This is a genomic window from Thioclava arctica, from assembly GCF_040892615.1.
Classification (GTDB): domain Bacteria; phylum Pseudomonadota; class Alphaproteobacteria; order Rhodobacterales; family Rhodobacteraceae; genus Thioclava; species Thioclava arctica.
On record NZ_JBFRYC010000009.1, the window covers coordinates 65286 to 80717 of the forward strand.

At 62.0% G+C, this 15432-nt stretch carries 16 protein-coding genes; 14 read left to right on the forward strand and 2 right to left on the reverse strand.

The features are described from left to right. Position 1: 1 nt before the first annotated feature. A complete protein-coding gene (locus tag AB4874_RS14255; RefSeq protein ID WP_368392489.1) occupies positions 2-1270 on the reverse strand; it encodes an FAD-dependent oxidoreductase in 1269 nt (422 codons plus the stop codon). Between the two features lie 160 nt (positions 1271-1430). Here AB4874_RS14255 and AB4874_RS14260 point away from each other — a divergent pair, with 160 nt between their 5' ends. Further along, the gene (locus tag AB4874_RS14260; protein WP_368392490.1) at positions 1431-2591 is read left to right on the forward strand and encodes an acyl-CoA dehydrogenase family protein; all 1161 of its coding nucleotides are present in this window, start codon (positions 1431-1433) and stop codon (positions 2589-2591) included. Between the two features lie 143 nt (positions 2592-2734). On the opposite strand, the gene AB4874_RS14265 is transcribed toward AB4874_RS14260, so the two are convergent. Further along, entirely contained in the window at positions 2735-3355 is a 621-nt protein-coding gene (locus AB4874_RS14265; RefSeq protein WP_295536383.1) for an OmpW/AlkL family protein, read from the reverse strand. Between the two features lie 197 nt (positions 3356-3552). Here AB4874_RS14265 and AB4874_RS14270 point away from each other — a divergent pair, with 197 nt between their 5' ends. From AB4874_RS14270 to AB4874_RS14330, 13 genes are all read left to right on the forward strand, one after another. Beyond that, complete coding sequence (locus tag AB4874_RS14270; RefSeq protein WP_368392491.1) at positions 3553-4017, forward strand: lysozyme inhibitor LprI family protein; 465 nt, start codon at positions 3553-3555, stop codon at positions 4015-4017. Beyond that, positions 4014-5618, forward strand: coding sequence for a carboxyl transferase domain-containing protein (locus AB4874_RS14275; RefSeq protein WP_368392492.1), 1605 nt, complete (start codon positions 4014-4016; stop codon positions 5616-5618). The genes AB4874_RS14270 and AB4874_RS14275 overlap by 4 nt, the downstream gene beginning before the upstream one ends. A gap of 118 nt (positions 5619-5736) precedes the next feature. Further along, on the forward strand, positions 5737-7653 hold the full coding sequence (locus AB4874_RS14280) for an ATP-binding protein (protein WP_368392493.1): 1917 nt from the start codon (positions 5737-5739) through the stop codon (positions 7651-7653). Next, positions 7650-8306, forward strand: a complete 657-nt coding sequence (locus AB4874_RS14285; protein ID WP_368392494.1) for a glutathione S-transferase family protein — start codon at positions 7650-7652, stop codon at positions 8304-8306. The genes AB4874_RS14280 and AB4874_RS14285 overlap by 4 nt, the downstream gene beginning before the upstream one ends. Then, complete coding sequence (locus tag AB4874_RS14290; RefSeq protein ID WP_368392495.1) at positions 8299-9162, forward strand: hydroxymethylglutaryl-CoA lyase; 864 nt, start codon at positions 8299-8301, stop codon at positions 9160-9162. The genes AB4874_RS14285 and AB4874_RS14290 overlap by 8 nt, the downstream gene beginning before the upstream one ends. Next, positions 9155-9937 (forward strand): crotonase/enoyl-CoA hydratase family protein, encoded by a 783-nt coding sequence (locus AB4874_RS14295; protein ID WP_368392496.1) that lies wholly within the window; start codon positions 9155-9157, stop codon positions 9935-9937. The genes AB4874_RS14290 and AB4874_RS14295 overlap by 8 nt, the downstream gene beginning before the upstream one ends. A gap of 279 nt (positions 9938-10216) precedes the next feature. After that, positions 10217-10582 carry an NADH-quinone oxidoreductase subunit A gene (locus AB4874_RS14300; RefSeq protein WP_295533907.1) on the forward strand — a complete coding sequence of 122 codons (366 nt, stop codon included), beginning with the start codon at positions 10217-10219 and terminating at the stop codon, positions 10580-10582. Continuing rightward, positions 10573-11106 carry a NuoB/complex I 20 kDa subunit family protein gene (locus AB4874_RS14305; protein WP_295533905.1) on the forward strand — a complete coding sequence of 178 codons (534 nt, stop codon included), beginning with the start codon at positions 10573-10575 and terminating at the stop codon, positions 11104-11106. Before AB4874_RS14300 ends, AB4874_RS14305 begins: the two co-directional genes overlap by 10 nt. Positions 11107-11118: 12 nt before the next feature. Further along, entirely contained in the window at positions 11119-11730 is a 612-nt protein-coding gene (locus AB4874_RS14310) for an NADH-quinone oxidoreductase subunit C (RefSeq protein ID WP_438273482.1), read from the forward strand. Further along, on the forward strand, positions 11727-12971 hold the full coding sequence (locus AB4874_RS14315; protein WP_295533902.1) for an NADH-quinone oxidoreductase subunit D: 1245 nt from the start codon (positions 11727-11729) through the stop codon (positions 12969-12971). The genes AB4874_RS14310 and AB4874_RS14315 overlap by 4 nt, the downstream gene beginning before the upstream one ends. Then, positions 12971-14206, forward strand: coding sequence for an NADH-quinone oxidoreductase subunit E (locus AB4874_RS14320; RefSeq protein WP_368392497.1), 1236 nt, complete (start codon positions 12971-12973; stop codon positions 14204-14206). Before AB4874_RS14315 ends, AB4874_RS14320 begins: the two co-directional genes overlap by 1 nt. A 43-nt stretch (positions 14207-14249) precedes the next feature. Further along, positions 14250-15197, forward strand: coding sequence for a helix-hairpin-helix domain-containing protein (locus tag AB4874_RS14325; protein ID WP_368392498.1), 948 nt, complete (start codon positions 14250-14252; stop codon positions 15195-15197). Between the two features lie 10 nt (positions 15198-15207). Next, positions 15208-15423 (forward strand): DUF5337 family protein, encoded by a 216-nt coding sequence (locus AB4874_RS14330; RefSeq protein WP_295533896.1) that lies wholly within the window; start codon positions 15208-15210, stop codon positions 15421-15423. Positions 15424-15432 lie beyond the last annotated feature (9 nt).

The following is a 15432-nucleotide window of genomic DNA, read 5'->3' on the forward strand; positions in this document are numbered from 1 at the left end:
CCTAAATTGGGTCCAGCCAGCGTGCACGTGCCGAGACATTGCGCAACTCGGGCGTGTCCCCTGTCATCGCCTGTGCGATCAGCGCGCCACAGCCCGCCGAGGTCGTCCAGCCCAGCGTGCCATGACCTGCATTGATCCACAGATTATCATAGCGGCGCACCCGGCCCAGATAGGGCGGGCCTGCGGGGGTGGTGGGGCGCAGCCCGGTCCAGAAGGTTACGCGATCCAGATCGACGGCCGAACCGAAATTGCGCGTGACGTAATCCTTCAGAACGGCGATACGGTGGCTGGGCAAAGAGCGATCCCGCCCGGCAAATTCCGCAAATGCCGTAACGCGCAACTGCCCGCCATAGACCGCCACTGCGAGATGCGCAGCCTCGTCAATATAGGGCAGGGCGGGCAGCCGCGCGGGATCGCGCAGCGCCCATGTGCCCGAATAGCCTTTGACCGGGTAGATCAGCGGCGCAAACCCCAACGGGCGGGTCAGATCGGGGGTCTCGACGCCGGTGGCCAGCAAGACATGCTGCGCAGTGATCACCTCATCACCAAGGCGCACGGCGCGGATATGCCCGTCAGCGGTGTCAAACCCGCTGACCTCGCTGTCATAGCGAAACGTGACCGATCCGCGCGTGGCCAGATCTTGCGCGGCGCCTTTGGTGAAGACATGGCAGTCGCCCACACTGTCGCGTTTGGAAAACAGCGCGCCTGCAAAGCGGTCTTGCGCCAGCGCCAGCGCGCCTTCGCGATCAAACAGGGCGGCGCGATCCAGCGCGTCCATCGGTTGCGCGCTATTGGCGCCATGTGCGCCTGCCGCATGGGCCAGATCTTCGGCATCGCTATACAGATAAAGCCCGCCATCATGGCGTAGCAGGTCCTCCAGCCCCAGATCCTGCGCAACCGCGCGCAGGGTCTCGCGGCTGAAGGCGCTTAGCCGCGCCAGACGGTCGGTGTTGGCGTCATGGCGCGCGCGGGTGCAATTGCGCAAAAACGCCAGCCCCCAACGCCACAACGCAGGATCGCCGAGCCGCGTGACCCGCACCCCGGGTTCGCGCCCCGCCATTGCGCGCATCAGCGTCAAGATCGCTTCGGGTGCGGCCCAGGATTGCGCATCGCCCACCGCGATGATCCCGGCATTGGCGCGCGAGCAAAGCTGCGCCGGCCCCGGTTCGCGATCAAGCACGATCACACGGTGACCAAGCGCGGCCAGCGCCTGCGCGCTCATCACGCCAATCACACCCGCACCGATGATAACAATAGGCTGTTGCGTCATGTCGCGCGCCTTCTTGCAGGGATCTCACCGCCCCTTTGTGGACCAAGGCGCGCGCGCTTTCCACCGTTGCATTTGGATTATTTCACCGCACGCTCCCTCTTGACGCGACTCGCCTTGCGAGCTTAAATGAACGAGCGTTCAATAAATGGGAGGAAAGCCGATGTTCGCAGGTTCCATGGAATTTGATCTGGGCGAGGATATCGGCGCGTTGCGCGAGATGGTGCGGCGCTGGGCGACAGAGCGGGTGGCCCCGATCGCGGCCAAGACCGATCTCGATAACGCGTTTCCCAATGAGCTGTGGTCCGAGATGGGCGCGCTGGGCCTTTTGGGCATTACGGTGTCTGAGGAATATGGCGGCGCGGGAATGGGCTATCTGGCCCATGTCGTCGCGACTGAGGAAATCGCGCGCGCCTCGGCCAGTATCGCGCTCAGCTACGGAGCGCATTCCAACCTTTGCGTCAACCAGCTCAAGATCAACGGATCGGACGAGCAAAAGCAGAAATACCTGCCCGATCTGATCTCGGGGGCCAAGATCGGCGCGCTCGCGATGAGCGAGTCTGGCGCTGGCTCGGACGTGGTGGGCATGAAGCTGCGCGCGGAAAAGCGCAACGGCTACTACGTTTTGAACGGCCATAAATACTGGATCACCAATGGTCCCGACGCCGATACGCTGGTGGTCTATGCCAAGACCGACCCCGAGGCGGGTTCCAAGGGTATCACCGCCTTTATCGTTGAGAAAACCTTCAAAGGGTTTTCCACCTCGCCCCATTTCGACAAGCTCGGAATGCGTGGCTCAAACACCGCGCAGCTATTCTTTGACGATTGCGAAGTGCCCTTCGAGAATGTTCTGGGCGCCGAGGGGCGAGGCACCAAGGTGCTGATGTCGGGACTTGATTACGAACGCGTCGTGCTGTCGGGCATCGGCACGGGCATCATGATGGCCTGCCTCGATGAGGTCGTGCCCTATGCCAAAGAGCGCCACCAATTCGGCCAGCCGATTGGGAATTTCCAGCTCATGCAGGCCAAGATCGCCGATATGTATGTCGCGATGAACACCGCGCGCGCCTACACTTACGAGGTCGCCAAGGCCTGCGATCGTGGTCAGGTCACGCGTCACGATGCGGCCGCGACCGTGCTTTATGCCAGCGAACAGGCGATGGTGCAGGCCCATCAGGCCGTGCAGGCGCTGGGCGGGGCCGGGTTCTTAAGCGACTCCAACGTCTCGCGGCTGTTCCGCGATGCCAAGCTGATGGAAATCGGCGCGGGCACCTCGGAAATCCGCCGGATGCTGATTGGCCGTGAGATCATGGAGAAGCTGTGATGCGCGCACCTTTGGCCGCGCTGTCGATGTGCCCCGCAGATTGCGGCGGCGGCATGTCGGACGGCGAAAAAGGGGCGGTGCCAAAGCTCCGCCCCGCAGTGCCGAAGGGTGGTGTAGCGCAGGGTGTGACCCCTGCGCCGAAATCAGAATTTGTAGATATAGGCGACGCCCACAACCACCGGGTCGATCTCAACTGTGCCGATCTTGGTGCCGTTCAGCTTGACGTCGCTGTTGATGTCGATCCAGCGGATATCGGTACGCAACGCGCCATGCTCCGAGATCTTGTAGTCAAAGCCCGCATGCAGCGCCAAACCCCAGCTATCCCCCAGCTTCAGATTGTCGCCAGCCAGCGCGCCGGTCGTCTTCTCGCTGAAAAATCCGGTGTAGTTCACGCCTGCGCCCACAAAGGGCGTAAGGGCGGTGCCGGTCGCAAAGTGATACTGCAGCGAGAGCACGGGCGGCAGATGCTTGACGGTGCCGACTTTGCCCAGACCGTCGATATTCACGGAATGCTTGAAGGGCAGCGCGGCCAGCAGTTCAATCCCGATATTGTCGCGCACGAAGTATTCGGCGGTAAAGGTCGGGCGGGCAGAATTGCCAACATCCACGTTCAACCCGCCGGTCAGCGTGCCATTGTCGGATTTCGGCATGACCTCATGCAGGCCAAAGCCCAAGGTGATGTCGCCAGCCTGTTGCGCCAACGCGGGGGCGGCGATCATTGCCGTGGCCACCAGCAGCGGCAAACTCAGAATACTGTGTTTCATGGGAGGGTTCTCTACTCTCTTACGCGCCAGAGCCTGCACCGCTGCAGCGCCCAAGACTTTGACTTGGATCAACTATATGTGATCGCGTCTGCGGCAAGGCGCCGCAGGGCCAGAACGATTGCGGCGCGCCTGCATCCAAGGCGTGAATATGCGTTGCGCCCAATGCTATGCGCGGCCAATATTCAGGGAGAGCCACAATGAAACAGATGATGATCGCAGCGCTTATGGCTGCATTTGGCAGTCCCGCGCTGGCCGATCCGAGTGTTGATCCCAATACGGTGCACGCTTGTTTTGATGGCGCGAAAGACACCCATCCCGCCTGTATCGGGGATGCCGCCAACGCCTGCCAAGCCCAGCCGGGTGGCGCAACCACGCTGGGCATCTCGGCCTGCCTGCAAGGCGAGGCGCAGGTCTGGGACGATATCTTGAACGCGCAATACAAGGGCGCGCGCGCGCAGTTGCTTGAACAGGGCGGCACGCCGCTTGCCGATCAACTGCTGGATGCGCAACGCACCTGGATCGCTTTTCGTGATGCCGATTGCGGGCTGGTCTATAGCATCTGGGCCGATGGCTCGATCCGCACTGTGATAGCCAGCTCGTGCTATCTGAACAAAACGGCGCAGCGTGCGCTGGAACTGCATAATCTGGGGAATATGGAATGAAGCTTGCATCGCAGGCACTGCCCGCCTCTGAAGGGTTCAAAACCAATCGCGCCGCGCATCTGGATGCGCTCGCCACAATCCGCGAGGCCGCCGATTGGGCCGCCGCGGGGGGCGGGGCAGCTGCGCTTGAACGCCACCTGTCGCGTGGCAAGATGGCGCCGCGCGAACGGGTCGCTGGGCTGCTTGATCCGGGCGCGCCGTTTCTGGAAATCGGCGCGACGGCGGCGCATGGGCTTTATAATGATGCCGCGCCCTGCGCCGGGGTGATTGCCGGGATCGGGCAGGTCCATGGCCAAGAAGTGATGGTCGTGGCCAATGATGCGACCGTCAAAGGCGGCACCTATTACCCGATGACCGTCAAGAAACACCTGCGCGCCCAAGAGATCGCCGAGGAAAACCATCTGCCCTGCATCTATCTCGTCGATAGCGGCGGCGCGAACCTGCCCAATCAGGACGAGGTTTTCCCCGATCGCGACCATTTCGGGCGCATCTTCTACAATCAGGCCCGCATGTCAGCCAAGGGGATCGCGCAGATCGCGGTGGTGATGGGGTCGTGCACGGCGGGCGGGGCCTATGTGCCTGCGATGTCAGACGTGACGATCATCGTCAAAGATCAAGGCACGATCTTTCTGGCAGGCCCGCCGCTGGTCAAGGCCGCGACCGGCGAGGTCGTGACCGCCGAAGACTTGGGCGGCGGCGATGTGCATACGCGCCTCTCTGGCGTGGCCGATTACCTCGCCGAAGATGACGCCCATGCGCTGGCACTGGCCCGGCGCGCCGTCAGTCATCTCAACCGCGCCAAGCCCAGCACCGTGCAATGGCAAAGCCCCGAAGAGCCCGCCTATGACCCCGAGGAAATCCTTGGCGTCGTGCCCGCCGATCTGCGCACGCCCTACGATATCCGCGAGGTGATCGCGCGGCTCGTCGATGGCTCGCGCTTTGACGAATTCAAGCCGCGGTTTGGCGAAACCATCGTCACCGGTTTCGCCCATGTCAAAGGCTGCCCCGTCGGGATCATCGCCAATAACGGCGTGCTGTTTTCCGAAGCCGCGCAAAAGGCTGCGCATTTCATTGAACTTTGCTCCAGCCGCAATATCCCGCTGGTGTTCTTGCAAAACATCACCGGCTTCATGGTCGGTCGTAAATATGAAAACGAGGGGATCGCGCGCCACGGCGCCAAAATGGTCACCGCTGTCGCCTCAACCAACGTGCCCAAAATCACCATGCTGGTGGGTGGTTCGTTTGGCGCGGGCAATTACGGCATGGCCGGGCGCGCCTATTCGCCCCGCTTCCTGTGGACTTGGCCCAATGCGCGGATCTCGGTGATGGGGGGCGCCCAAGCGGCGGGCGTTCTGGCCACCGTCAAACGCGACGGGATCGAACGGCGCGGCGGCACCTGGTCGCCCGAGGAAGAGGCCGAGTTCAAACGCCCCACCATCGATATGTTCGAACGCCAATCCCACCCGCTCTATGCCTCGGCGCGGCTCTGGGATGACGGCATCATCGACCCGCGCAACTCGCGTGATGTGCTGGCCTTGTCGCTCTCGGCAGCCCTCAACGCACCCATCGAACCGACCCGCTTTGGCGTGTTTCGGATGTAACTTTCATGCCTTCGACGCAGATATCTAACTCAAAAGGAAGAGACCCTTACTTCCTCTTGACGAAAATATCCCGGGGGCCCGGGGGCAGAGCCCCCGCCGTTATCACGGGGAGACCGATATGTTTTCCAAGATCCTGATCGCCAATCGCGGCGAAATCGCCTGCCGGGTGATCGACACCGCGCGCCGGATGGGCGTGGCCACGGTCGCGGTCTATTCTGAGGCGGACTCAAATGCGGCCCATGTCGCGCTGGCCGATGAGGCCGTGGCGATTGGCGGCCCTGCGCCCAAGGACAGCTACCTGCTTGGTGCTGTAATCATCGACGCCGCGCTGAAAACCGGCGCGCAGGCGATCCATCCGGGCTATGGGTTCTTGTCCGAAAACCCCGATTTCGTGGATGCGGTTGTCGCGGCGGGGCTGGTCTTTATCGGCCCCTCAGCCGATGCGATCCGCGCAATGGGCCTCAAGGACGCGGCCAAGGCCTTGATGGAAGAGGCGGGCGTGCCGATTGTGCCGGGCTATATGGGGGCCAATCAGGACCCTGATCACTTGGCAGCGCAGGCCGAGGCGATCGGTTATCCCGTGCTCATCAAGGCCGTCGCGGGCGGCGGTGGCAAGGGGATGCGGCTGGTTGAACGGGCGGGCGATTTCGCTGACGCGCTTGCCTCGGCCCAGGGCGAGGCACAGACCGCTTTTGGCAATCCCGCCGTCCTGATTGAGAAATACATCACCAGCCCGCGCCATATCGAGGTGCAGGTCTTTGGCGATGGCCAGCGCGCCGTGCATCTGTTTGAACGCGACTGCTCCTTGCAGCGCCGCCACCAGAAGGTCATCGAAGAGGCCCCCGCGCCCGGGATGACACCCGAGATGCGCGAAGCGATGGGGCAGGCGGCCACCCGAGCTGCCGAGGCGATTGGCTATGCGGGCGCGGGCACGGTCGAGTTCATCGTCGATGGCTCGGATGGGCTGCGCGCGGATCGGTTCTGGTTCATGGAGATGAACACCCGCCTGCAGGTCGAGCATCCTGTGACTGAGGCGATCACCGGCGTCGATCTGGTCGAATGGCAGTTGCGCGTCGCAAGCGGAGAATCCCTTCCCGCGACACAAGATCAGCTTACGATCACCGGCCACGCGTTTGAGGCGCGCCTCTATGCCGAGGACGTGCCCGCAGGTTTCCTGCCCGCGACCGGCACGCTCAGCCATCTGCAATTCGCCCCCGATTGCCGCGCCGATACTGGCGTGCGCGCGGGCGATGTGATCAGCCCGTGGTATGATCCGATGATTGCCAAGATCATCACCCACGGCCCGACCCGCGCGATTGCGTTGGGCCAACTGGCCCGCGCGCTGGAGCAGACGCAGGTCGCGGGCACGGTGACGAACCTAGCCTTCCTTGCGCGTCTGGCGCGTCACGACGGTTTCGCGCGTGGTGAGGTTGATACCGGCTTGATCGGGCGCGAGATTGACAGCTTGGCCGCCGCTCCGCCCGTGCCGCCCGCCGCGCAGGCCTTGGCGGTGATTGCCGCTGCGGGCCTGTGGCAGGGCGAGGCCAGCGGGTTTACACTTTGGGGCGCGCTACGCCGACCTGTGATGTTTGACCCCGCCGCCGCGATTTATGTGCACGGTGCGGGACATATCAGCGTTGAAATCGACGGGGTGACGCAGGATTGCGTCTTGGCCGAAGATGGCTGGCGCGTCGATGGCGCAAAAACGGGGGCGTCGATGCAAATGGATCGCGCCTCGGTGACGATTTTCATGGCGGGCGCGCATCGCTTTGACATCCCCGACCCGTTGGAGCGCGGCTCGAGCGCCGAGACTTCGGACCTGACGCTGGCGCCGATGCCGGGGCTGGTGAAATCGGTCTTTGTCACGACTGGTCAAAACGTGTCGGCGGGGGATCGTCTGGCGATCATGGAGGCGATGAAGATGGAGCACACGATGCTGGCCGCGCGCGATGGCGTGGTCGCCGAGGTGCTCGTTGTCGAGGGCGCGCAGGTCGAGGCCGGGGCTGCCCTTATCCGCTTGGAGGAAGAAGAATGATCACGCTGCATCACGTCCCCGGCTCGCGCTCGATGCGGGTGCTGTGGCTGCTTGAAGAACTGGGGCTGGAATACCGCTTGCGCAACTGGTCGCTGACCGATGGCGGCTTGCGCAGCCCTGAATTTCGCTCGCTTTCGCCAGCGGGGCGGGTGCCCGCGCTTGAGATCGACAACCGTGCGATTTTTGAAAGCGGCGCGATTGTGGAATACCTGTGTGAAACCCATCCCGAGGCGGGGCTAGCGCCCGCCGTGGGCGCGCCGGAACGGTCGGAGTTTCTGGAATGGGTGCATTTTGCTGAGACCCAAGCCAATATCGTGCAAAACCTCAATATTCAGCACATCTTCCTGCGCCCCGAAAGCGCGCGCTCGCTGCCGTTGATTAAGCTCGACACCAAGCGGTTGGCCGTCACGATGCAGGCGCTGGAGGCGCAGTTGGATGGGCGCGAATGGCTGATCGGGCACTTCAGCGCGGCCGATTGCATGCTGGGCTTCAATATCGACGCGATGTTCCGTTTCGTGCGGGCCGAGGGCTTTCCAAATATCGCGGCCTATCGCGAACGCATCCGCTCTCGCACTGCCTATAAGGCAGCGCTGGAACAGGGTGGCGGCGATTCGATCTACGCCCAAGATTTCTACGAGCTGCCCGATGCGTGAGCGGGTCGAAATCTTTGAAATGGCGCCGCGCGATGGCTTGCAAAACGAGAAGCGCGCGATTGCGTTAGCGGATAAGATCGCACTGGTCGATTGCCTGAGCCGCGCCGGGTTTGCCCGCATCGAGGTGGGCAGCTTCGTCTCGCCCAAATGGGTGCCGCAAATGGCTGATAGCGCGCAAGTTTTTGCCGGGATCACCCGCGCGCCCGGTGTCTCTTATGCAGCGCTGACGCCCAATCTGCGCGGCTATGAGGGTGCGAAAGCGGCGGGGGCCGATGAGGTGGCGGTGTTCGCTTCGGCCTCGGAAGGGTTTTCGCGCGCAAACCTGAATTGTTCGATTAGTGAAAGTCTTGAGCGGTTCGCCCCGGTCATGGAGGCCGCGAAAGTCGATAATGTGAAAGTACGCGGCTATGTGTCTGTGGTGACGGATTGCCCGTTTGACGGGCCAACCCCGCCCGAGAACGTCGCGCGGGTCGTCGCATCTTTGCGCGATATGGGCTGTTATGAAGTTAGCCTTGGCGACACGATCGGGCAGGGCCGCCCTGAAAGCGTTACGGCGATGCTGAAGGCGGTCTTGAACGAAATGCCCGCAGAGAAACTGGCCGGGCATTTCCACGACACTGCCGGGCGCGCGCTGGACAATATCGAGGCGTCACTGGCGCTGGGCTTGCGGGTGTTTGATGCGGCTGTTGGCGGGTTGGGCGGCTGTCCCTATGCGCCGGGGGCGGCAGGCAATGTTGCGACCGAGGCTGTGGCGGCGCGGTTGGCGCAACTGGGCTATGACACGGGCCTCGACATGGATGTGTTGGCAGAGGCGGCCAATCTGGCGCGTGCGATGAAAGGGCAGGGCGATGTTTGAGACGATTACGGTTGAGACGGATACACGCGGCGTCGCCCGCCTGACGCTTGCGCGCGAAGAAAAACACAACGCGCTGTCTGAACAGATGATGCGCGAGATTACCCAAGCCATTCAGTCGCTTGGCGCGGATCAAGCCGTGCGCGTCGTGATTCTCGCTGCCAAGGGGCGCAGTTTTTGCGCAGGGGGCGATCTGAAATGGATGCAGGCACAGATCAGTGCCAGTGCCGAGCAGCGCGCGGCAGGTGCGCGGGTGCTTGCGGGGATGCTGAATGCGCTCAACATCTGCCCGAAACCGGTGATCGGCGCGGTACAAGGTAACGCGTTTGGCGGCGGGATCGGCATGATGTCGGTCTGCGATGTCGCCATCGGGGTGGAGGGCGCGCGCTTTGGGCTGACCGAGACGCGGCTTGGGCTGACACCGGCGACGATCTCTCCTTATGTGGCGGCGCGGATGGGCGAGGCGAAGGCGCGCCGCGTGTTCATGTCTGCGCGCTTGTTTGAGGCGGATGAGGCGCGCGAATTGGGGCTTTTGGCGCGGGTCGTGGCGCCCGAGGACCTTGAGGCCGCCGTGCAAGCTGAGGTTGCGCCCTATCTTGCCTGTGCGCCCGGCGCTGTGGCCGAGGCCAAGGCCTTGCTGCGCAGCCTTGGTCCGCGCATTGATGAACAGGTTATCGAGGCCACGATCGCCGCGCTTGTCACCCGCTGGGAAAGTGCTGAGTCGGCTGAGGGAATCAGCGCGTTCTTCGAAAAGCGCGATCCGGCCTGGAAAGCGTGATTGCACGGGCGGGCGCACGCGCAGGATTGCCAATAAAATAAAGTGCAGTCGAAGGTTTTGCCGCCTATTTGGGCAGGTAATACGGCCTTTGAACATGCCAATGTTCGCGTATAGGCAGGCGCGCCCGATGGTGTGCAAAGGTATACTAAATCGCAATTTCAGCGGTTTGCGGGGCAGAATCCGCCCCCCGATCGGTTGACCCTGCACAGGCACAAGGCTATTGCTCAGCCTAGCCGGAACCTGCGCGACATCAGGTCGCGTCGAAAGGGAGCCATGCCCATGCACGACATGCTGCGCGAATATCTTCCCATCCTTATCTTCCTCGCCATGGCGACCGCGCTCGGGCTTGTGCTGCTTGCAGCCGCCGCCGTGATTGCAGTGCGCAACCCCGATCCCGAGAAAGTCTCGGCTTATGAATGTGGGTTCAACGCCTTTGACGATGCGCGGATGAAGTTTGATGTGCGCTTTTACCTCGTCTCGATCCTATTCATCATTTTCGACCTTGAAGTCGCGTTTCTGTTTCCCTGGGCGGTCGCTTTCGGGCAGATTTCGATGGTGGGTTTCTGGTCAATGATGGTCTTCTTGGCCGTTCTGACCGTCGGGTTTGCGTATGAGTGGAAGAAGGGGGCGTTGGAATGGGCGTGATGACCGGGGCCAATACCGCAGGCGGCGATCGTGAAGTTGCAACCAATGCGCTCAACCGCGAGTTGCAGGACAAAGGCTTCCTGCTGACCACGACCGAGGATCTCATCAACTGGGCGCGCAATGGCTCGTTGCACTGGATGACCTTTGGTCTGGCCTGTTGCGCTGTTGAGATGATGCAATGCTCGATGCCGCGCTACGATCTGGAACGCTTTGGCACAGCCCCCCGCGCCAGTCCGCGTCAGTCGGATGTGATGATCGTGGCCGGCACGCTGACCAATAAAATGGCGCCCGCGATGCGCAAGGTCTATGACCAGATGCCCGAGCCGCGCTATGTGATCTCGATGGGCAGCTGCGCCAATGGCGGCGGCTATTACCACTATTCCTATTCGGTGGTGCGCGGCTGTGATCGCATCGTGCCGGTCGATATTTATGTGCCGGGCTGCCCGCCCACGGCCGAGGCGCTGCTTTACGGCATCCTTCAGCTGCAACGCAAAATCCGCCGCACCGGCACTTTGGTGCGCTGAGGAGAGGCGATGATGGACAATACAGCCCTGCACGAACTGGCCGCGCATATTGAGTTGAAGCGTCCCGATGACGTGATCTCGACAGATGTTTCCTTTGGCGAATTGACGGTCACCATCAGTGTGCAATCGGCGGCCAGCTTCGCCGAGTTTCTACGCGATGACAAAAACTGCCTGTTCTCGACGTTGATCGACATCACGGCAGTGGATTGGCCCGAACGCCCCGAGCGGTTCGATATGGTCTGGCACTTCTTGTCGATGTATCGCAACCAGCGCATCCGCGTAAAAGCCGCGATGCGCGAAGAGCAGATGGTGCCCTCGCTGACCTCGTTGCACCCCTGCGCCAACTGGTTTGAGCGCGAAGTGTTCGACATGTTTGGCATCTTGTTCTCGGGCCATCCCGACCTGCGCCGCATCCTGACCGATTACGGCTTTCGCGGCCATCCGCTGCGCAAGGACTTCCCGACCACGGGCTATGTCGAAGTGCGCTATGACGAGGTGCTCAAGCGCGTTGTCTATGAGCCGGTAAACCTGACTCAGGAATACCGGCAGTTCGATTTCCTCTCGCCTTGGGAGGGTGCGAAATACATCCTTCCCGGTGACGAGAAGGGTGAGGGGGCGAAATGATGGACGGCGATATCCGCAACAATGTCTATGATGACGGGTCGAAAGATCGGCTGACCGACGAGCAGCGTATCCGTAACTTCAACATCAACTTCGGCCCGCAACACCCTGCTGCGCACGGTGTTTTGCGTATGGTGCTAGAGCTGGACGGCGAGATCGTTGAACGCGCCGACCCCCATATCGGGTTGCTCCATCGCGGCACTGAGAAGCTGATGGAAAGCCGCACCTATCTGCAAAACTTGCCCTATTTCGACCGGCTCGATTATGTCGCGCCGATGAATCAGGAACACGCTTGGTGTCTGGCGATTGAGCGGCTGACGGGCACGGTTGTGCCGCGCCGTGGGTCCCTGATCCGGGTGCTTTATTGCGAGATCGGGCGTCTGCTCAGCCACCTGCTGAACGTCACCACACAGGCGATGGATGTCGGTGCGCTGACGCCGCCGCTTTGGGGCTTTGAGGCGCGCGAAGAGCTGATGGTGTTTTACGAACGCGCCTGTGGTGCGCGTCTGCACTCGGCCTATTTCCGCCCCGGCGGTGTGCATCAGGATCTGACGCCGAAATTGCTGGATGATATCGAGGAATTCTGCGGCCGCTTCCCGAAACTGCTGGATGATATCGAAGGTCTGCTGACCGAAAACCGCATCTTCAAGCAGCGCAATGTCGATATTGCGATCATCTCCGAAGAAGAGGTCCTGCAATGGGGCTATTCCGGGGTGATGGCGCGTGGTTCGGGCCTCGCTTGGGATTTGCGTCGTGCGCAACCCTATGAATGTTATGATGAATTCGACTTCCAGATCCCGGTGGGCAAGGCTGGCGATTGCTATGATCGCTACCTGTGCCGGATGTCTGAGATGCGCGAATCGACCAATATCATGCTGCAGGCCATCGCCAAGCTGCGCGCGCCTGACGGGCAGGGCGATGTGGTGGCGCGCGGCAAGCTGACGCCGCCGAAACGCTCGGATATGAAAACTTCGATGGAAAGCCTGATCCACCATTTCAAGCTATACACCGAAGGGTTCCACGTTCCCGCAGGCGAGGTTTACGCCGCTGTCGAGGCCCCCAAGGGCGAGTTTGGCGTCTATCTGGTGGCCGATGGCACGAACAAACCCTACCGCGCCAAAATCCGCGCGCCGGGCTATTTGCACCTGCAATCCATGGATCATGTCGCGTCGGGCCATATGCTGGCTGACGTTTCTGCAATCATCGGCTCGATGGATATCGTGTTCGGGGAGGTTGACCGCTAATGCTGCGCCGTTTGTATTCTGAGCAACCCGAGAGTTTCGCTTTCACGCCCGCCAATCTGGCTTGGGCGCAGGCTCAGATCACCAAGTTCCCCGAGGGGCGTCAGGCCAGTGCGATCATCCCGCTGCTGTTTCGCGCCCAAGAGCAAGAGGGCTGGCTGAGCCGTCCCGCGATTGAAACCGTCGCGGATATGCTGGACATGCCCTATATGCGCGCGCTTGAAGTGGCGAGTTTCTACTTCATGTTCCAGATGGCTCCGGTGGGGTCAGTGGCGCATTTCCAGATTTGCGGCACCACGTCTTGCATGATTTGCGGCGCCGAAGATCTGATGAAGGTCTGCAAGCAAAAGATCGCGCCCGAACCGCATCAGGTTTCGCCCGATGGCAAGTTTTCCTGGGAAGAGGTCGAATGTCTGGGCGCGTGTTCCAACGCCCCGATGATGCAGGTCGGCAAGGATTACTACGAAGACCTGACCGAAGAGCGTCTGGCGGAAATTCTCGACGAGATGGCCAACGGGCAGGTGCCCCAGCCGGGCTCTCAGAAGGGGCGTTTCAGTTCTGAACCGGTCACCGGTCTGACCTCGTGCTCCGAGTCTGCGGGGGCTGCCGAAAATCACAACGCCTCGGTGTCGCTGGCGCTGAGCATTGGCGACACGATCAAGCGCATCGACGGCACCGAAGTGGCGCTCAGCGCGCCGTGGCAATCCAGCGGTCAGCGCGGCCCGATTGGGACGCTCAGCGTGCCGCGCCCGCGCACCGCCGCGCAAGCCGATGAGGCGCGCAAAGCCGCCAAGGACAGCGCGTCCAAGCCATCCAAAGGCGTGCCCGCCGACAAGACCGGCGTGACAACACATGAGGCGCAGGCCACCTCTAGGGCCAAGCCGCAATCGAAAGCGGAACCCGCAGGTGTCAGCGCCGATGCGACCGCCGGGGCCTCTGATGCGGCGGGCGAAAAGCCCCAGATGATGACGGCGCCGCGCGAGGGCGGGGCGGATGATCTCAAGATGATTAAGGGCGTTGGCCCCAAGCTGGAAACGCTGCTCCATTCGATGGGCGTGTATCATTTCGATCAGGTCGCTGGCTGGAATGAGGCGGAACTGGCATGGGTTGATGCCAATCTCGAAGGCTTCAAGGGGCGTGCCAGCCGTGATTCCTGGGTTGAACAAGCCAAGGCCTTGGCCAGTGGTGGCGAAACGGAATTTTCGAAACGCGCCAAAAAAGACGGTATCTACGAGTAATTAATAGTAGCGTTCCCGGCAAACGGGAGAGATGGAGAGACAGATGGGAGATCAGACGCAAGGCTGCCGCGGCAAGGCGGGTATCTGGGCCGGGATTACCGGCCTCGTGGTTGCGGTATTCCTAGTGGTTGTGGCGCATGAACCTTTGTATGTCGCTATTTTCATGGGACTTTTGACCGTCCTGCTGTTTGGCGCTTTCCTGATCTGGGCGTTTTGTTCGGGCACCGGCGCGCCCGGTGAGGCTGAGTCCACCTCGGGGGCGCACCCGGCCACCCCAACGCCGCCGCGCCCGGAAACCGTATCCGATATCGAGGCCCCGGTGAGTGCGTTCAAAGCGCAATCACCCGAGGGAGAGGCGGCCCACAAGCAAGCGGAAGCGACCTTGCCGGAAGCTGCCAAGTCCGAGACCGCTACGTCTGAGACTGCCAAGCCCGCAGCGACCAGCGCTGCCGCCACCCCGGCCGCTGTCATGAGCGCTCCGGCTCCCGCGCCCAAGGACACAACCGCCCCCGCAAAGGCTGACAGTCAGCCTGCGGTAAAGACGGCTGCAGCGCCCAAAGCGGCAGCAAAACCAGCGGCAAAGAAGGTGGGCGCAAAACCTGCTTCGAAGAAACCGGCTGCTGCAAAACCCGCAACAAAGCCCGCCGCAAAAGCCGCCGCGCCCAAAGCCAGCGCTGCCGCCACGGATACGGGCGCGCAGGTTGGTGGCAAGAAACCCACCGGGCTGAAAGCGCCGCGCGCATCGGGCGCTGATGATCTGACCAAGATCGAAGGCATCGGGCCGAAGCTGGCTGAAACGCTGAACGGCTGGGGGGTTTACCATTTCGACCAAATCGCGAAATGGGGTGCCGATGAGGTCGCTTATGCCGACACCAACGTGCCGCGTTTCAAGGGGCGGTGCACGCGCGACAAATGGGTCTCGCAGGCCAAGATTATCGTCGGTGAGGGCATGGAAGCCTTTCTCGAACGTGCCAAGACGAACGATTACTGAGCAAGGGTGAATGGGTCAGGATCAACAAAAGGATCGGCGTGAAGGGCGGCTTGCGGCCTTCGTCATTGCCGGTGCCACGATCCTCTGGCTCGCTTTGCAAGCCCTTGGCAAACAACTGGGCTGGTCGGCGCGCGTCGCGCTGATTGGCGATCTCGCGGCGGTGGCCGCATATATCTTCGCGCTGGCTTTGGTCTGGCGCATCTGGCGCCGGGGCTCCGGCAAATGAGGAACGCAC